Raw genomic sequence first — 18499 nt, forward strand, 5'->3', positions numbered from 1 at the left:
CTTAAACGTTGCCCGGCAGCTCCCGATAAGTCAGGTAGACGCGCAGGTCGAATTCCAGTTGGTGGTAGTCCGGCTCCATGTGCTGGCAGAGCTGGTAGAACGCCTTGTTGTGATCGCGCTCGCGCAGGTGCGCCAGTTCGTGCACCACGATCATGCGCAAGAACTGTGGCGCGGCCTCCTTGAACAACGAGGCAATGCGGATTTCCTTTTTCGCCTTGAGCTTGCCGCCCTGCACCCGCGACACCGCCGTATTGAGGCCCAAGGCCCGATGGGTCAGGTCGAGGCGGTTGTCGAACAATACCTTGTCCAGGCCCGGCGCGGTGCGCAGGTACTGCTGGCGCAGGTCCTGGGCATAGCCGTACAGCGCCTTGTCGCTTTGCACGTCATGGCGGTCGGGGTAGCGTCGCTGCAGGTACTCGCCCAGGCGGCCGCTGTCGATCATCTGCCGCACCTGCGCTTGCAGGTGCGGGGGATAGGCTTGCAAGTAACGTAATACGGTCATGGCGCTGCATTCGGCGTAACGAATGCCGATTCTAGCCAATCATGGCCCAGGCCACGAGAAAATTGCCGGAAAGCCGCTGGCGTCCGCTGCGATCATTGGGTAAGCCACCAGGAAGCCCTGCACATATTCACAACCATTGGCCTTGAGCCAGGCCGCCTGAGCCGGGGTCTCCACCCCTTCGGCAATCACCGTGATGCGGTAGTCGGCACACAGGCCAATCACACTGCGGACCAAGGCCGCATCCACCGCCGAGTCGGGCAGGCGTGCCACCAGGTGGCGGTCAAGCTTGAGGGTGTCGATTGGCAGGTCGCGCAGCATGCGCAATGAACAGTCACCCGCCCCAAAGTCATCCAGCGCTACCCGCACCCCCAACTCGCGGAGGCGGTGTATCTGTTTCACGGCCGCATCGATGTTGTACATCAACGAGGTTTCCGCCACTTCCACCTCCAGCTGCGCCGGGTCCAGTTGGTAAAGCTGGATGACCCGCTGCAACTCTTCAACCAGGCTGGGCATGACGAACTGCGCACGGCTCAAACTGATGCCGAGTACCAGGTCTGCGGGGAAGCGTTCATACCAGGCCTGGCGCTGAGCGGCCCCCTGCCGATAAATCCAGCTGGCCAGCCGGTTGATCAGCCGTGCTTCCTCCAGCAACGGAATGAACAGCCCCGGCGGCACATCGCCAACGCTAGGGTGCTGCCAGCGCAACAATGCTTCGAAACCACGCAGACGGCCATCGATGAACGACACCTGCGGCTGATAGACCAAGGTGAAGTCCTGCTGCTCGATGGCGGCGCGCACGCTGTCTTCAAGCATCAGGCGCGAACGTGCCCGGCCGTTGAGTTCCTGGTCATAGAAGCGGTACTGCTGGCGCCCGGCCTGCTTCGCGGCGTACATCGCCGCATCGGCTGCACGCAACAGGCCTTCCACATTGGCGCCGCAGTCCGGGTAGGTGGCGATGCCGATGCTCACCCCAAGGCTCACATCGAGCCCTTCGATCTGGTGACTGATCGAAATACGCTCAAGCAGTTTCTCGGCGTAACGGCCCGCCTGCTCGGGGTAAGGCAGGCTATCAAACAGCGCGGTAAATTCATCACCGCCCATCCGCGCCAGCAACGCCTCGCTACCCAGGCAGTCCTTGAGTTGCTCGCCTACCCAGCGCAGCACGCGATCACCGGTTTCGTGGCCCAGCGAGTCGTTGATGCGCTTGAAGCCATCCAGGTCCATGTACATCAGCGCCTGCGCCTTGTCCGAGCGCTCGTTACGCAGCAGCGCACCTTCGGCGGCCTGGTAGAAACCCCGCCGGTTGAGCAACCCGGTGAGCGGGTCGGTAACCGCCTGGTACTCCAGCTGCTGGTGCAGGTTGCGCACCACCGACATGTCCAGCACCGTCACCACCATGGCCTGCTGGTCGGCCGGCAGCGGTGCACAGGACAGCGCCACCGGCACCAGCTCGCCCCCCAAAGTGCGCAACTGGGCATCGTGTACGCGGAAAATGCGCCGCCCCAGGTAGGCCTGGTAGAAGTCGGACTCACCCCACAGGCTGGCATTGGCCAGTTGCACCAGGTCAAGCAGGTGAGCGCCCTGCAATTGCTGCACCGGTGCCGCCAGCAAGCGCGAAATGGCCGGGTTGGCAAAACTGATGACACCTTGGGCATCTACCACCAGGATGCCCTCGGCAGCATTCTCCAGGATCGATGCGTTGAATGCCCGCGCGGCTTCCAGCTCTCGGCTCAGACGTTGCAGCATGCGCCGGTTGCGCTGCTGTTCGAGCAAGGCCTGAACCTTGGGCTTGAGGATTTGCGGGTCGAACGGCTTGAACATGTAGTCGACGGCGCCGCTGGCGTAGCCTTTGAGTACGGCGGCTTCGGACTGTTCGTTGGCGGTGAGGAAAATAATCGGGGTCAGCCGGGTGCGTTGGCTGCCACGCATTAACCGGGCGACTTCGAAACCGTCCATTTCCGGCATTTGCACATCCAGCAGGACCAGGTCGACATCGTGCTCGAGCAACGCGCTCAAGGCTTCCATCCCTGAGCTTGCCGTCAACACTTGCCAATCCTGCCGGGCCAGCAAGGCCCGCATGCTGATGAGGTTCTCGGGGTAGTCGTCTACCACCAGAAGAACCGAGCTGCCATCCAGTGGCTGCGGTTGAGCTTGAGCTTGAGCGCCATCCATGCTGCTTCTCTGTTATGTGACCGACTTCAAAATACGGTTGGATCCATTAATACTCTAGACCCAAGGCCGTAACGCGCAATGCAATCAGAACGCTATCAGTGGCTCAACTGTACCGTAGCCGACTAACGGTAAGTCTGCCGGGATTATGTGCAGGTTCTGTCGCCCATAAAAAAACCCGCATCGCTGCGGGTTTTCATGCTGCCGGTCGATCAGTTGACCTTGGCGGCCAGCTCACCTTTCAGGTAGCGCTGGTACATGCCTTCCAGGGAGATCGGCTTGATCTTGGAGGCATTGCCGGCGGTGCCGAAGGCTTCGTAACGGGCGATGCACACGTCGCGCATGGCCTTGACGGTTTCACCGAAGAACTTGCGTGGGTCGAACTCGCTCGGGTTGGTCGCCATCAGGCGGCGCATGGCACCGGTAGAGGCCAGACGCAGGTCGGTGTCGATGTTGACCTTGCGTACGCCGTACTTGATGCCTTCGACGATCTCTTCAACCGGTACACCGTAGGTTTCCTTGATGTCGCCGCCGTACTGATTGATGATCGCCAGCCACTCTTGCGGTACCGAGGAAGAACCGTGCATCACCAGGTGGGTGTTGGGGATGCGCTTGTGGATTTCCTTGATACGGTCGATGGCCAGCACGTCACCGGTAGGTGGCTTGGTGAACTTGTAGGCACCGTGGCTGGTACCGATGGCAATCGCCAGGGCGTCGACCTGGGTCTTCTTGACGAAGTCGGCAGCCTCTTCCGGGTCGGTCAGCATCTGGCTGTGGTCCAGCACGCCTTCGGCGCCGATGCCGTCTTCTTCACCGGCCATGCCGGTTTCCAGCGAACCCAGGCAGCCCAGCTCGCCTTCTACCGAAACGCCACAGGCGTGTGCCATAGCAACGGTCTGCTGGGTAACGCGGACGTTGTACTCGTAGTCGGTCGGGGTCTTGCCGTCTTCACCCAGCGAGCCGTCCATCATCACCGAGCTGAAGCCCAGCTGGATCGAGCGCTGGCAGACGTCAGGGCTGGTGCCGTGGTCCTGGTGCATGCACACCGGGATGTGCGGGAATTCTTCGATGGCCGCCAGAATCAGGTGGCGCAGGAACGGGGCGCCAGCGTATTTGCGGGCACCGGCCGAAGCCTGGACGATCACCGGGGAGTCGGTCTTGTCGGCCGCTTCCATGATGGCGCGCATCTGCTCGAGGTTGTTGACGTTGAAAGCTGGTACGCCGTAACCGAACTCGGCGGCGTGGTCCAGCATCTGGCGCATGCTAATGAGTGCCATTGTGTATCTCTCTCCCGACAAGCGTCGTTTGTTTCGTGCAAGCCTGCCGCAGGGGCGGTTGCTGTTCAAGTAGTGTGGGCCACCGTCGCGGCCCGGCCAGTCACGGTGCCTTGCAGCCCCGCCCAATCAGATCGTTGGTTGCCACCCAGTACACCAAGCCTTCTTCGCCCTTGGTGTGGAAGGCCAGCATGCCATCGCTGTACAGCGCACCCGAGGCACCCGGCTCGGACTTGAGCCGGTAGACCTGGTCGCCGCCACCCAGGCGCACGTCGACCTGGTCGCGTTGTGCATCGGCGAAGCGCCACAGCACTTCGGCCTGGGTGTCGCAGACCCAACGGGTCCAGTTGTCTGCCGGGGCGGGTTGCGCCGGCTGCAGCAGTGAGCATCCTGCCAGTGTCGCCAGGGCCGTAGCGGCCAAAAGCGCTTTCATTACATATCCTCTAGATGACCACACAGCGGTCGCTTGGTTGCCTGAGCCGACGAAACGCCGGGCTCAAGGGCAACCCAGCGCCTTGCGCTGGTGGTCTTCGTCGTACTTTTCCAGGCCTTCCGGGCCCACGCGCTTGCTGATGACCGGCACGGTTTCGGCCTGCCATTCGGACTGATAGCAGCCGCCCTTGGGCGAATGCGCCGGATCGGCATCGGAAGCCGGGCTGCCAGAGCAGGCGCTCAGCAGGCCGGCCAGCATCATCACAGGCAATTGCTTGACCATCAGGCCACTCCCTTTGCCAAGCGCCGACGTCATCAGGCCTTGGCCCGCTCTTCCAGGATTGCCACGGCGGGCAGGACCTTGCCCTCGACGAACTCGAGGAAGGCACCACCACCGGTAGAAATGTAGGAGATATCCTTGCTGACGCCATATTTGTCGATGGCTGCCAGGGTGTCACCGCCACCGGCGATGGAGAATGCAGCGCTGTCGGCGATGGCCTTGGCCAGTACCTGGGTGCCGTTGCCGAACTGGTCGAACTCGAACACGCCGACCGGGCCGTTCCACAGGATGGTCTTCGACGACTTCAGCAGCTCGGCGAAGTTGGCCGCGGTTTGCGGGCCGATGTCCAGGATCATGTCATCGGCTGCCACGTCGGCAATGGCCTTGACGGTAGCTTCGGCCGTTTCAGCGAATTCCTTGGCAACCACCACGTCCACCGGCAGTGGCACGCTGACCTTGGCGGCGATGGCCTTGGCGGTGTCGACCAGGTCAGGCTCGTACAGCGACTTGCCCACCGGGTGGCCAGCAGCAGCCAGGAAGGTGTTGGCGATGCCGCCACCGACGATCAGCTGGTCGCACACGGCGCTCAGGCTGTTCAGCACGTCCAGTTTGGTGGACACCTTAGAACCGGCAACGATGGCCGCCATCGGCTTGGCAGGCGCCTTCAGGGCTTTGCCCAGCGCGTCCAGCTCGGCAGCCAGCAGCGGGCCGGCAGCAGCGACCTTGGCGAACTTGGCCACACCATGGGTCGAACCTTCGGCGCGGTGAGCAGTGCCGAATGCGTCCATGACGAACACGTCGCACAGGGCAGCGTACTTCTGCGCCAGTTCGTCAGCGTTCTTTTTCTCGCCTTTGTTGAAGCGCACGTTCTCGAACAGCACCAGGTCACCGGCCTGTACCGCGACACCGTCCAGGTAGTCGCCAACCAGCGGCACGTCGCGGCCCAGGGCCTTGCTCAGGTAGTCGGCAACCGGCTTGAGGCTGTTCTCGGCAGAGAACTCGCCTTCGGTCGGGCGGCCCAGGTGCGAGCAGACCATTACCGCTGCGCCTTTCTCCAGGGCCAGCTTGATGGTCGGCAGCGCTGCCAGGATACGCGCATCGCTGGCTACCACACCGTCCTTCACAGGTACGTTGAGGTCTTCGCGGATCAGTACGCGCTTACCTTGCAGGTCGAGGTCGGTCATCTTCAACACGGTCATGAATGCAGTCCTTCAGGGCTGTTTGTTGCGGGTTGGGTGAACGACGTGCAGAAAGTGTTCGGCAACGTCGAGCATTCGGTTGGCAAAACCCCACTCGTTGTCGAACCAGGCCAGCAGGTTCACCAGGCGGGGGCCGGAAACGCGGGTCTGGCTGGCATCGACGATCGCCGAATGCGGGTCATGATTGAAATCACAGCTGGCGTGCGGCAGCTCGGTGTAGGCCAGCAAGCCTTTGAGCGGCCCTTCCAGTGCCGCCTCGCGCAGTACCCGGTTGACCTCGGCCGCGCTGGTGTCGCGGGCGGTCTGCAGGGTGATGTCCAGGCACGAGACGTTGACGGTGGGCACACGTACCGCTTTGGCCTGGATTCGCCCGGCAAGTTCCGGCAGCAGGCGCTCGATGCCACGCGCCAGACCAGTGGACACCGGGATCACCGACTGGAAGGCCGAACGCGTGCGGCGTAGGTCTTCGTGGTGGTAGGCGTCGATCACCGGCTGGTCGTTCATCGCCGAGTGAATGGTGGTGATCTGCACGTATTCGATGCCGAACGCCTGGTCCAGCACACGCAGCAGCGGCACACCGCAGTTGGTGGTGCACGAGGCGTTGGACACCAGGCGTTCGCTACCCGTCAGGCAGGCCTGGTTGATGCCGTAGACCACCGTGGCGTCAACGTCGGCTTCGCTGGCCATGGGCTGCGAGAACAGTACCCGGGGCGCACCGGCGTCGAGGAAACGCTGGCCATCGGCGCGGGTGTTGTAGGCGCCGGAGCATTCCAGCACCAGGTCGATGCCAAGCGCTGCCCAGTCGATGCCTTCAGGGGTAGCACTGCGCATGACTTTCACGCAATCGCCATTGATATGCAGACAATCGCCATCGACCTTCACCTCACCGGGGAAACGCCCGTGGGTGGAGTCGAAGCGTGTCAGGTATTCCAGGCTGGCCTGGTCGGCCAGGTCGTTCAGCGCGACGATCTCGAAACCGGCCTTTGCCCCCCGCTCGAACAGCGCGCGCAGGACACAGCGGCCGATACGGCCATAACCGTTGAGTGCAACTTTGTAGGGACGCAGGTGGGGCATTCGGGGCTCACGAGACAATATTATTTTCGTCAGCCTGCGGGAATTGCTGTGTGGCATTCGCGGGCAAGCCCGCTCCCACAGGGGTCGCATGTAACCCTGTGGGAGCGGGCTTGCCCGCGAATGCAGGCGACACCGCCCGCAGATCTTTACATCAGTCTTCCAACAGTTCTTCGGCAGTACCCAGGATGTTTTCCAGGGTGAAGCCGAATTCTTCGAAGAGTGCCGAAGCCGGCGCCGACTCACCGTAGGTGGTCATGCCAATGATACGGCCTTCCAGGCCGACGTACTTGTACCAGAAGTCGGCGTGGGCCGCTTCGATGGCGATACGCGCACCCACTTCCAGCGGCAGCACCGACTGCTTGTAGGCAGCGTCCTGGGCATCGAACACGCTGGTGCACGGCATGGAAACCACACGCACCTTGCGGCCTTGCTCGGTCAGCTTGTCGAACGCCTGAACGGCCAGGCCCACTTCGGAACCGGTGGCGATCAGGATCAGCTCCGGCTCGCCAGCGCAGTCCTTGAGCACGTAGCCACCACGGCTGATGTCGGCGATCTGCTGAGCGTCGCGTGCCTGGTGCTGCAGGTTCTGGCGCGAGAAGATCAGCGCCGAAGGGCCGTCCTTGCGCTCCAGGGCGTGTTTCCAGGACACGGCGGATTCCACCGCGTCGGCCGGGCGCCAAGTGTCCAGGTTCGGCGTGCTGCGCAGGCTGGTCAGTTGCTCGATTGGCTGGTGAGTCGGGCCGTCTTCACCCAGGCCGATGGAGTCGTGGGTGTAGACGTGGATCACACGCTGCTTCATCAGTGCCGACATGCGCACGGCGTTGCGGGCGTATTCCATGAACATCAGGAAGGTCGCGCCGTAAGGCACCAGGCCACCGTGCAGGGCAACGCCGTTCATGATGGCGGTCATGCCGAACTCGCGCACGCCGTAGAACACGTAGTTGCCGCTGGCGTCATTGGCTTCGACGCCCTTGCAGCCCTTCCACAGGGTCAGGTTGGAGCCTGCCAGGTCAGCCGAACCACCCAGGAACTCGGGCAGCAGTGGGCCAAAGGCGTTCAGGGCGTTCTGGCTGGCCTTGCGGCTGGCAATGGTTTCGCCCTTGGCGGCCACTTCGTTGATGTAGGCCTGGGCCTTCTCGCTGAAGTCGGCCGGCAGCTCGCCGCTGTCACGGCGCTTGAATTCGGCAGCCAGTTCCGGGAAGGCCTTGGCGTAGGCGTCGAAACGCTGGTTCCAGTCGGCTTCGGCCTTGGCACCGGCGGCCTTGGCGTCCCACTCGGAATAGATGTCGGCCGGGATTTCGAACGGGCCGTGGTTCCAGTTCAGTTCCTTGCGGGCCAGGGCGATTTCGTCGTTGCCCAGCGGGGCACCGTGGCAATCTTCCTTGCCCTGCTTGTTCGGCGAACCGAAACCGATGATGGTCTTGCAGCAGATCAGGGTCGGGCGGTCGCTCTTGCGCGCCGTCTCGATGGCCATCTTGATTTCTTCGGCATCGTGGCCGTCGACGTTGCGAATCACCTGCCAGTTGTACGCTTCGAAGCGCGCCGGGGTGTTGTCGGTGAACCAGCCGTGCACTTCACCGTCGATGGAGATGCCGTTGTCGTCGTAGAAGGCGATCAGCTTGTTCAGGCCCAGGGTGCCGGCCAGCGAGGCGACTTCGTGGGAGATACCTTCCATCATGCAGCCATCGCCCAGGAACACGTAGGTGTTGTGGTCGACGATGGTGTGGCCTTCACGGTTGAACTGGGCAGCCAGTACTTTTTCGGCCAGGGCGAAGCCCACGGCGTTGGCGATACCCTGGCCCAGTGGGCCGGTGGTGGTCTCGACGCCTGGGGTGTAGCCGTATTCCGGGTGGCCCGGGGTGCGGCTGTGCAGCTGGCGGAAGCCTTTGATGTCATCGAGGGTGACGTCGTAGCCGGTCAGGTGCAGCAGCGAGTAGATCAGCATCGAGCCGTGGCCGTTGGACAGCACGAAGCGGTCACGGTCGGCGAAGCTCGGGTTGCTCGGGTTGTGCTTCAGATAGTCGCGCCAAAGCACTTCGGCGATATCCGCCATGCCCATAGGGGCACCTGGGTGGCCGCTGTTGGCCTTTTGCACGGCATCCATGCTGAGGGCACGAATGGCGTTGGCACGTTCACGACGGCTGGGCATCGCTGATCTCCTGGGGGGCTTGAATAGGTGGTGTCACGAAAAAAGGCGGCCATTTTCGCCCACTGGGGGGGCTTGGGGCAATGACGTATGGTCGCAGTCGGGGGATTTTCCTGTGATTGGCCTTCAATTCGGGGCAAAACCGGGATAACCGCCCCGCCCATCACTCAATATCAAAACTTTTTGATATTGGCCTTGCTAGGGCATTGATGCCTGTCTAGACTGCCGCCCCATGAACCTCCGTGCGCAATCGATCACCGAGCAACGCGAAGCATTGGCCGCCCTGTGCAAGGCCAGTGGCGACGCGCTGCGCCTGAACGTATTGCGCGCCCTGGCCAACGACTCGTTCGGTGTGCTGGAACTGGCGCAGATCTTCGACATCGGCCAGTCGGGCATGAGCCACCACCTGAAGGTGCTGGCCCAGGCCGAGCTGGTGGCAACCCGTCGCGAAGGCAACGCCATCTTCTACCGCCGCGCCCTGCCCGACGGGCTGCGCCTGGGTGGCCGGCTGCACGCGGCGTTGCTTGAAGAAGTGGATGACATGGCCCTGCCGCCTGATGTGCAAGCGCGGATCGCCCAGGTGCAACAGCGCCGCGCGGCCACCAGCCAGGACTTCTTCCTGCGTGTGGAAGAGAAATTCCGCGCCCAGCAAGACCTGATCGCCGGCCTGCCGCAATACCGCGAAAGCCTGCTGACACTGCTCGACAAACTCAATTTCGACCCGGCCGCCAGCGCCTTGGAGGTTGGCCCCGGCGACGGCGGCTTCCTGCCAGACCTGGCCCGGCGCTTTGCCCAGGTCACCGCCCTGGACAACAGCCCGACCATGCTTGAGCTGGCGCGCCAGGTGTGCCAGCGCGAAGGGCTTCACAACGTCAACCTGCAGTTGGCCGATGCACTGGGTGCAACGGATGTGGCCGCCGACTGCGTAGTGCTGAACATGGTGCTGCACCATTTCAGCGACCCGGCCCTGGCCTTGCGCCAGCTGGCCAAACGGGTAAAGGCAGGCGGCAGCCTGCTGGTCACCGAACTGTGCAGCCATGACCAGGGGTGGGCGCGCGAAGCCTGCGGCGACCTGTGGCTTGGCTTCGAGCAGGACGACCTGGCCCGCTGGGCCAACGCTGCCGGGCTGGCCCACGGGGACAGCCTGTACGTAGGCTTGCGTAACGGTTTCCAGATCCAGGTCCGCCATTTCCAGCGGACGGCTGGCGACATACACCATCGGTAAATTTCAGGAACCTTCGAGATGAGCGAATACTCCCTTTTCACCTCCGAGTCCGTGTCCGAAGGGCATCCGGACAAGATCGCCGACCAGATTTCGGACGCAGTCCTCGATGCCATCATCGCCCAGGACAAATACGCCCGCGTAGCTTGCGAAACCCTGGTCAAGACCGGTGTTGCCATCATCGCCGGCGAAGTCACCACTTCGGCCTGGGTCGACCTGGAAGACCTGGTGCGTAAAGTCATCATCGACATCGGCTACAACAGCTCCGATGTTGGCTTCGACGGCGCCACCTGCGCCGTGATGAACATCATCGGCAAGCAGTCGGTGGACATCGCCCAAGGCGTGGACCGCTCCAAGCCTGAAGACCAGGGCGCCGGTGACCAAGGCCTGATGTTCGGCTACGCCAGCAACGAAACCGAAGTGCTGATGCCGGCACCGATCTGCTTCTCGCACCGCCTGGTCGAGCGCCAGGCCGAAGCGCGCAAATCCGGCCTGCTGCCATGGCTGCGCCCGGACGCCAAGTCGCAAGTCACCTGCCGCTATGAAGACGGCAAGGTGGTCGGTATCGACGCCGTGGTGCTGTCGACCCAGCACAACCCTGAGGTTTCGCAGAAAGACCTGCAAGAAGCCGTGATGGAACTGATCGTCAAGCACACCCTGCCTGCCGAGCTGCTGCACAAGGGCACCCAGTACCACATCAACCCGACCGGCAACTTCATCATCGGTGGCCCGGTGGGTGACTGCGGCCTGACCGGCCGCAAGATCATCGTCGACTCCTACGGCGGCATGGCCCGCCACGGTGGTGGCGCGTTCTCCGGCAAGGACCCGTCCAAGGTCGACCGCTCCGCTGCCTACGCTGGCCGCTACGTGGCCAAGAACATCGTTGCCGCCGGCCTGGCCGAGCGTTGCGAGATCCAGGTGTCGTACGCCATTGGCGTGGCCCAGCCGACCTCCATCTCGATCAACACCTTCGGTACCGGCAAGGTTTCCGACGACAAGATCATCCAGCTGGTGCGCGAGTGCTTCGACCTGCGTCCGTACGCCATCACCACCATGCTCGACCTGCTGCACCCGATGTACCAGGAAACCGCGGCCTACGGCCACTTCGGTCGCACCCCGCAGCAGAAGACTGTCGGCGACGACACCTTCACCACCTTCACCTGGGAGCGCACCGACCGCGCCCAGTCGCTGCGTGACGCTGCCGGCCTGTAAGTTTCCTACAGAGGCTGGCGAAAGCCCCTGCCGAGTGATCGGCAGGGGCTTTTTTGTGACATATCGGCTGACAATCGCGCTGCGGCAAGCACCAGTGAACCCGCCTAGGCTGGGGGCTCCTACACGCCACGCAAGGATGCTGGCCATGCGTTACCCTCTGTTGCTTACCCTGCTGCTGTTGCTGCAGGCCCCATTGGCCCGGGCCGAGCAGTGCCCCGACTGGTCTGCACAACACGTCGACGCCGAAGTAGCGCAACTGCGGGCCACACTTGCCCGCTGGGACGATCACTACCACCGACAAGGCGTTGCGCTGGTGGCCGACGCGCTTTACGACCAGAGCCGCCAACGCCTGGAGCATTTGCAGCAATGCTTTGGCCTGGCTACCGCTTCATCCCCCCTGGCCAGCGCGCGAGGCCCAATCCCCCACGCGGTACCGCACACCGGCATCGACAAGCTGGCCGACCGCCAGGCCGTCGCACGTTGGCTGGTCGGCAAAACCGGTGTATGGGTGCAGCCCAAGATCGACGGTGTTGCCGTCTCGCTCACCTATCGGCAAGGCCAGCTGGTGCAGTTGGTCAGTCGCGGAGACGGCGTGCAGGGGCACGACTGGAGCCGGCACATTCCCCAGCTGGGCACCCTCACCCGGCAGTTGCCTCAGGCAATCGACCTGCAATTGCAGGGTGAGCTGTATCTGCGCCTGGACCAGCATGTGCAAGCCCGGGCAGGCAGCGCCAACGCCCGGGGCACCGTGGCCGGGCTGCTCGCACGCAAACAGCTGACAACTGAACAAGGCGCCGGCATCGGCCTGTTCGTCTGGGACTGGCCGCACGGCCCCAGCCAGCAGGCTGAGCGCCTCAAGCAACTGGCGCAACTGGGCTTTCCGGAAAGCCTGCGCTACAGCATTGCCATTCGCACCACGGACGAGGCAGCCCATTGGCGCGACCACTGGTACCGCTCTGCCCTGCCCTTCGCCACCGATGGTGTGGTGCTGCGCCAGGGCAGTCGGCCGCCCGCAGCGCGCTGGCAGGCCAAGGCGCCTTACTGGATTGCGGCCTGGAAATACCCCTACGCGCAGGCCTTGGCCGAAGTGCGTGACGTACGCTTCCGGGTCGGTCGCACCGGCAAGGTCACGCCAGTTTTGCAATTGCTACCGGTTACCCTGGACGACCGGCGCATTACCCAGGTGAGCCTGGGCTCGCTGGCGCGCTGGCACAGCCTCGACATCCGCCCCGGTGACCAAGTGGCCATCAGCCTGGCCGGGTTGACCATTCCGCGTCTGGAGCAGGTGGTGCATCGCGCAGTCGAACGCCAGGCGGTCAGCGCACCGGCGCCCGACCGTTACCACGCCCACAGTTGCTGGCAGGCCAGCGAGGGCTGCGAGGAGCAATTCATTGCCCGCCTGACGTGGCTCAGCGGCAAACACGGGCTGGCCCTGCCACGCACGGGGCCTGGCACCTGGCGCCGGCTGGTGGACGCCGGGCTAGTGACATCGATGGCCGACTGGTTGTACCTGGATGCCGAGCGCCTGGGCCAGGTGGCAGGCATCAGTGATGCGACATCTGCGCAGTTGGCGAGCAGCTTCGATGCGGCCCGCTCAAGGCCTTTTGCCCAATGGTTGCGCGGGCTGGGTACACCCCTACCGTCGAGCCTGCAGCTGGCAGACGACTGGCCGGGGCTGGAAAAGCGCAGCAGCCGTGAATGGCAAGCCTTGGCCGGGATTGGCGAAAAGCGTGGGCAGCAACTGGCGGCGTTTATTGCTGCCGATGAGGTCAAAGCCCTTGCCGCAGAGCTGGCCCTGGCAGGGATCAACGGGTTCCAGAACGGCAGCGAACCCATCGAGCAATGATTTTTTACCAATTTACTTGCAGGGAAACCCTGAGATCGCACCAGAAAAGACCGACAAGGGTTTCTAAATGGGCAAAACCAAGGCAGGATTTCCACCAACTTTTGCTGCCCCGCCCCGTCCAGGAGGCTTTTCATGAAACGTATTTCGACCCTTTTGCTGCTTGCGACACTTGGCCTGGCCGCAGGCACCGCACAGGCTGCCCAGCCGGATGCCGGCCTGACCGGCTGCGCCGCCAAGCGCAGTGCCATCGAAAACCAGCTGAAAATTGCCCGTGACCATGGCAACAGCGACCAGGTTGCCGGACTGGAAGAAGCCCTGCGCGGGGTGGACAACTGCACCGACGCCAGTCTGCGCAAGGAACGTGAGCAGAAGGTGCTCGACGCCCGCCATGAAGTGGCGCAGCGGGAAAAAGACTTGAAGAAGGCCGAGAAAAAAGGCGACGCCGAGAAGATCAACAAGCGTAAAGACAAGCTGGCCGAGTCGCGTAAAGAATTGCAGGAAGCCGTGGACGACCTGGATCGCTGATAAGACGAACATAGCTTGATCAAGCACCGCTCCCACAGGGTTCCTGCCAGATCAGACGGTTATGCGCTGGTATGTAAAAGCGATGCAGTGTTCAGTGATTGCGGAATTCGGTATGACAGGCCTTGCACGCCGCTTCGACCTTGTCCATCGGCGCCTTCAACTGCGCGGCATCCAGCGGTTGGCTGCGGGTGACGCCGACCAGTTCGCCGGTAACGCCCTCCAGCTGCCGGGCCAGGTCATGAAAACGCGCCTGGCGCTCCCATACTTCGGCGCGGGCGGCGCTGTCGCCGCCATCGCGTACCTGTGGAAAATGCTGCCAGGGCTGATGTGCAAGGCTGTCCAGCTTCAGCGCACCGTCAGCAAACTTGATCCCGTCGAACGGCAACCGGCCACGCAGCATGCCACCCAGGTCCTCGCTGGTCTTGAGCATGTCCTTGAAAATCACTTTGCGCTTGCCCAGTGGCGAGTTCGGGTCAACCCCGTCACACCCCCCCAGGGCCAGTGCTGCCAGCAGAACAATGGTCAATCGCTTCAACATCACGGTCACTTCGGCCTACGCAAATGGGTGGCCAGTATCGCTGCCAACAGGCCAAAGACCAATAGCCACATAAAATACAGGGGCGAATATTCATGTTCGCCCATGACAGGAATGCACTCATGAACTCTGCCCTGCGCCACCTGGCCTGGACACTCCCTGTACTGGCGTTGTTGGCCGGCTGCAATGGCGGCGAGAACGCCAAGCCCGAGCCCCACGCCATCGCCACCTATGCCCCGGCCACCTGGAAAGACCTGCCGGCGGTCAGCGATGAAGACCTGCTGGCCGGTTTCTACGCCTGGCGCAGTGGCTGCGAGAAGCTCAAGCGCGACCCGGTTTGGGCCGCCACCTGCGAAGCAGCCGGAAGCGCCACGGCAAGCGCCGCGCAAGTGCGCACCTTTCTGGAGCAGAACCTGGAGGTGTACGGCCTGCGCTCTGCCGAGAACAACCCCAACGGCCTGATCACCGGCTACTACGAGCCGGTCTACCCCGGTAGCCTGAAGCAGTCGTCGACCAACCATGTGGCGGTTTATGGCATTCCTGAAGACATGATCGTGGTCGACCTGGCCAGCGTGTACCCCGAGCTGAAGGGCAAACGCCTGCGCGGTCGCCTCGATGGCCGGGTGCTCAAGCCTTACGACACTGCCGAGGTGATCAACCGTGACGGCGTCAAGGCGCCGGTGCTGGCCTGGCTGACCGACCCGATGGACCTGCAATTCCTGCAGATCCAGGGCTCTGGCCGCGTCCAGCTGGAGGACGGCCGGCAACTGCGCCTGGGCTACGCCGACCAGAACGGCCACCCCTACCGGCCAATCGGCCGCTGGCTGGTGGAACAGGGCCAGCTGAAAAAAGAAGAGGTGAGCATGGGCGCCATTCATGCCTGGGCCCAGGCCAACCCGCAGCGCGTGCCGGAACTGCTGGCCAGCAACCCCAGCTACGTGTTCTTCAGCACCCGCCCGGACAGCAACGAAGGCCCGCGCGGGTCGCTAAACGTGCCACTGACTGCCGGCTACAGCGTGGCCATCGACCGCAAGGTGATACCGCTGGGCAGCTTGTTGTGGCTGTCCACGACTCGCCCGGATGGCTCGCCAGTGGTGCGCCCGGTGGGAGCGCAAGACACTGGCGGGGCGATTGCTGGTGAAGTGCGTGCGGACCTGTTCTGGGGTACCGGGCCGCAAGCCGGTGAGCTGGCCGGGAACATGAAGCAGCAAGGGCAGATCTGGATGCTGTGGCCTAAGGGGCAACCACTGCCAGAAGTCCCTAAGGTGCCTTGATCGGCGCTGGGTTCTTCGCGGGCTCGCCCGCTCCCACAGGTACACCAAAGTATTCAAGGGCTGTGTTGTACATGTGGGAGCGGGCAAGCCCGCGAAGAAGGCAACCCGGTCTCAGATGGAAACCACAAAGAACGCCACAATCAGCGCCAACCCGGCAAACCACACCAGCGACCTTAAGGCAGCCCAATCCGCCAGATAGCAGATGATGTAAAGCAGGCGGCTGGTGATATACATCACCCCCAGCACATCCTGCGTCACCTGCTCGGCATTGCCGACGATATCCGCCACCAGGACCGCTGCGGCAAACGCCGGAAACGCCTCGTAGCCATTCTGCTGCGCAGCATGGGCACGCCGTGGCAAGCCCGACAAGGTATCGAGGAAGGCGCGCGGGTCATGGTTGTCCTTGAGACCAAAGCGGCCACTGCTCACCTTGGCGATCAAGGCACACAGCGGATTCAACAGCAGCGCGATCAAAATGCACCAGAGGGCAACGGTCATGCTCAGGACTCCTTGTTCGAAAATGGGTTAGAGCTTCATCACCAGCATGCCTGCCAGGACCAGCCCGCAAGCTAGGAGTCTTGGCCCACCAAAAGGTTCTTTGAGGTAGCGCATGCCCAGCAGCACCACCAGGATCACGCTTAACTCCCGCAACGCAGCTGCCTCGGCCACCGACCCCAGATGCATGGCCCAGAGCACCAGGGCGTAGCTGAACAATACACAAAAGCCCACCGCCAGCCCCAGGCGCCATTGTGTTCGCCAGAACAGCATGAACGGTGCGCGCCGAGCCACGCTGGCCAGCAGCGGAAATTGCCAGGCGCTGAGCAGGGTCAACCACACCAGGTAGTCCCAAGGCTTGCCCCATAAGCGCACGGCCTGGCCATCGAACCAGGTATAGCAGCCGATGCACAGGCCAATCAGGGCAACCACCGGCAGCATCGACCAAGGCAGCCGGTCGCCGCCACCGCCCTGCCACAACAGGCAGGCCATGCCACACGGGATCAACAGGATGCCGATGATTTGCTGCTGGCTCAGCGATTCCCCGGCGAAGGCCAGGGTCAGCCCCAGCACCACCAATGGTGACAACCCGCGCATCAGAGGATAGACCAGCCCCAGGTCGCCCACGCGATACGCCTGGATCAGCAAGTAGCGGTACAACTGCTCGGCGAGTGCCGAAGCGATCAACCAAGGCCAGATTTCAGCAGGCGGCACATCGACGAACGCCACGGCCAGCACCGCGAAAGCGAGTGCAACCGTGTCCATGCTGGCGATTACCAGCAGGCGCTCGCCGCTGAATTTGATCAGGGTGTTCCAGGTCGCATGCAGCAGGGCGGCGACCAGCACCAGGGATGTTGCCAACACGCCTTCTTATCCTTGCAGGGTTGTAAGGCGTCGAATATAGGGCATTCCGGGGGCCGCTGCGCCCCCGGCATGGGAACGATTTCAGGGAATCCGGTCAAACCCTGTGTCCCGACCCCCGCGCCAGGTCATCAAAGAACTGCCCGAGCTATTCGGGTAACGACTTGGAAGCCACTGTTACAGGATTCGGGATGCTTGAATTAGTTGCCGCGTTTATCTGCCTCACCACCCTTCTTACCTACGTCAATTACCGCTTCATCGGCCTGCCCCCCGCCATCGGCGTGATGGTCACGGCATTGCTGTTCTCCCTGATGCTGCAGGGCCTGAGCCTGATCGGCTTCCCTGGCCTGGAAGAACGCGTCGAAGGCTTGATGAACCAGATCGATTTCAACGACCTGCTGATGCACTGGATGCTGGCCTTCCTGCTGTTTGCCGGCGCACTGCACGTCAACCTCAGCGACCTGCGCAGTTACCGTTGGCCCATTGGCCTGCTGGCGACATTGGGCGTGCTGATCGCCACCGTGGTTATCGGCTACTTGTCGCACTGGGTATTCGCCCTGTTCGGCTGGCAGGTGCCGTTGATTTACTGCCTGCTGTTCGGTGCGCTGATTTCGCCCACCGACCCGATTGCCGTGCTGGGCGCGCTGCGCACCGCCAACGCCTCCAAACCGCTGAAAACCACTATCGTTGGCGAGTCGCTGTTCAACGATGGCACGGCGGTAGTGGTGTTCACCGTGCTGCTGGGCATCATCCAGCTGGGTGAAACACCGAGCATGACCGACACCGCCATCCTGTTCGCCCGGGAGGCCATCGGCGGCGTGGTGTTTGGCGGCCTGATCGGCTACGCCACCTACCGCATGATCAAAAGTGTCGAGCAGTACCAGGTCGAGGTCATGCTGACCCTGGCACTGGTCATTGGTGGCTCGGCCATGTGCTACGAGCTGCACGTCTCGGCGCCGATCGCCATGGTGGTGGCCGGCCTGATCATCGGTAACCTGGGCCGCAACCTGGCGATGAATGACATGACCCGTCGCTACATGGACGGTTTCTGGGAGTTGATCGATGACATGCTCAACGCCTTGTTGTTCGCGTTGATCGGCCTGGAGTTGTTGCTGCTGCCGTTCAACTGGATGCACCTGGCGGCCGGCGGCGTGCTGGCGCTGGCGGTGCTGCTGTCGCGGTTGCTGACCGTGGCCCCGGCCATTGTGCTGCTGCGGCGCTGGCGCCCGGTGCCGAAAGGCACGGTGCGGGTGCTGACCTGGGGTGGCTTGCGGGGTGGGGTGTCGGTGGCCCTGGCGCTGTCATTGCCGCTGGGCGAGGAGCGTGACCTGCTGCTGTCGATCACCTACATCGTGGTGCTGTCGTCGATTCTGGTGCAGGGGTTGAGCATCGGGCGGGTGGTGCGCAAGGTCAGCGCCCAGCCTCAGTAGCTACAAGCTACAAGCGAACCGCG

17 protein-coding genes are annotated in these 18499 nt (G+C 63.0%); 6 read left to right on the top strand and 11 right to left on the bottom strand.

The window, feature by feature from the left end; genetic code table 11:
- Nucleotide 1 precedes the first annotated feature (1 nt).
- The 8 genes from APH36_RS25145 to tkt form a co-directional block, all read right to left on the bottom strand.
- Complete coding sequence (locus tag APH36_RS25145; RefSeq protein WP_060500996.1) at nucleotides 2–502, bottom strand: M48 family metallopeptidase; 501 nt, start codon at nucleotides 500–502, stop codon at nucleotides 2–4.
- Between the two features lie 39 nt (nucleotides 503–541).
- Complete coding sequence (locus APH36_RS25150) at nucleotides 542–2674, bottom strand: bifunctional diguanylate cyclase/phosphodiesterase (RefSeq protein ID WP_060500998.1); 2133 nt, start codon at nucleotides 2672–2674, stop codon at nucleotides 542–544.
- Nucleotides 2675–2883: 209 nt separating this feature from the next.
- Nucleotides 2884–3948, bottom strand: a complete 1065-nt coding sequence (gene fba, locus APH36_RS25155) for a class II fructose-bisphosphate aldolase (RefSeq protein WP_012274520.1) — start codon at nucleotides 3946–3948, stop codon at nucleotides 2884–2886.
- A 100-nt stretch (nucleotides 3949–4048) separates the two neighbouring features.
- Complete coding sequence (locus APH36_RS25160; protein ID WP_016712384.1) at nucleotides 4049–4378, bottom strand: MliC family protein; 330 nt, start codon at nucleotides 4376–4378, stop codon at nucleotides 4049–4051.
- A gap of 63 nt (nucleotides 4379–4441) precedes the next feature.
- The gene (locus tag APH36_RS25165; protein WP_060501000.1) at nucleotides 4442–4693 is read right to left on the bottom strand and encodes a hypothetical protein; all 252 of its coding nucleotides are present in this window, start codon (nucleotides 4691–4693) and stop codon (nucleotides 4442–4444) included.
- Nucleotides 4693–5856, bottom strand: coding sequence for a phosphoglycerate kinase (locus APH36_RS25170; protein WP_060501003.1), 1164 nt, complete (start codon nucleotides 5854–5856; stop codon nucleotides 4693–4695). Before APH36_RS25170 ends, APH36_RS25165 begins: the two co-directional genes overlap by 1 nt.
- 12 nt (nucleotides 5857–5868) lie before the next feature.
- Entirely contained in the window at nucleotides 5869–6930 is a 1062-nt protein-coding gene (epd, locus tag APH36_RS25175) for an erythrose-4-phosphate dehydrogenase (protein WP_012274524.1), read from the bottom strand.
- Nucleotides 6931–7081: 151 nt separating this feature from the next.
- On the bottom strand, nucleotides 7082–9079 hold the full coding sequence (gene tkt / locus APH36_RS25180) for a transketolase (RefSeq protein ID WP_060501005.1): 1998 nt from the start codon (nucleotides 9077–9079) through the stop codon (nucleotides 7082–7084).
- A gap of 229 nt (nucleotides 9080–9308) precedes the next feature.
- Between tkt and APH36_RS25185 the strand changes: the two genes are divergently transcribed.
- From APH36_RS25185 to APH36_RS25200, 4 genes are all read left to right on the top strand, one after another.
- Complete coding sequence (locus tag APH36_RS25185) at nucleotides 9309–10301, top strand: metalloregulator ArsR/SmtB family transcription factor (protein ID WP_060501006.1); 993 nt, start codon at nucleotides 9309–9311, stop codon at nucleotides 10299–10301.
- An 18-nt stretch (nucleotides 10302–10319) separates the two neighbouring features.
- A complete protein-coding gene (metK, locus tag APH36_RS25190; RefSeq protein WP_060501008.1) occupies nucleotides 10320–11510 on the top strand; it encodes a methionine adenosyltransferase in 1191 nt (396 codons plus the stop codon).
- A gap of 145 nt (nucleotides 11511–11655) precedes the next feature.
- Nucleotides 11656–13356 (top strand): NAD-dependent DNA ligase LigB, encoded by a 1701-nt coding sequence (gene ligB, locus APH36_RS25195; RefSeq protein ID WP_060501010.1) that lies wholly within the window; start codon nucleotides 11656–11658, stop codon nucleotides 13354–13356.
- A 132-nt stretch (nucleotides 13357–13488) separates the two neighbouring features.
- A complete protein-coding gene (locus APH36_RS25200) occupies nucleotides 13489–13881 on the top strand; it encodes a DUF1090 domain-containing protein (protein WP_016712391.1) in 393 nt (130 codons plus the stop codon).
- A 91-nt stretch (nucleotides 13882–13972) separates the two neighbouring features.
- Here the strand turns inward: APH36_RS25200 and APH36_RS25205 are convergent, their stop codons facing one another.
- A complete protein-coding gene (locus APH36_RS25205; protein WP_060501012.1) occupies nucleotides 13973–14419 on the bottom strand; it encodes a cytochrome c in 447 nt (148 codons plus the stop codon).
- A 119-nt stretch (nucleotides 14420–14538) separates the two neighbouring features.
- On the opposite strand from APH36_RS25205, the gene APH36_RS25210 reads away from it, so the two are divergent.
- Nucleotides 14539–15690, top strand: coding sequence for a murein transglycosylase A (locus APH36_RS25210; protein WP_060501014.1), 1152 nt, complete (start codon nucleotides 14539–14541; stop codon nucleotides 15688–15690).
- 111 nt (nucleotides 15691–15801) lie between these two features.
- Here APH36_RS25210 and APH36_RS25215 read toward each other — a convergent pair whose 3' ends face one another.
- Both APH36_RS25215 and APH36_RS25220 read right to left on the bottom strand, forming a co-directional pair.
- Nucleotides 15802–16188, bottom strand: a complete 387-nt coding sequence (locus tag APH36_RS25215; protein WP_060501016.1) for an MAPEG family protein — start codon at nucleotides 16186–16188, stop codon at nucleotides 15802–15804.
- 27 nt (nucleotides 16189–16215) lie between these two features.
- Nucleotides 16216–17049, bottom strand: a complete 834-nt coding sequence (locus APH36_RS25220) for an EamA family transporter (RefSeq protein WP_016712395.1) — start codon at nucleotides 17047–17049, stop codon at nucleotides 16216–16218.
- Between the two features lie 188 nt (nucleotides 17050–17237).
- Between APH36_RS25220 and APH36_RS25225 the strand changes: the two genes are divergently transcribed.
- A complete protein-coding gene (locus tag APH36_RS25225) occupies nucleotides 17238–18476 on the top strand; it encodes a sodium:proton antiporter (protein ID WP_060501018.1) in 1239 nt (412 codons plus the stop codon).
- Nucleotides 18477–18499 lie beyond the last annotated feature (23 nt).

The sequence above is a fragment of the Pseudomonas sp. NBRC 111133 genome (assembly GCF_001320605.1).
GTDB lineage: Bacteria > Pseudomonadota > Gammaproteobacteria > Pseudomonadales > Pseudomonadaceae > Aquipseudomonas > Aquipseudomonas monteilii.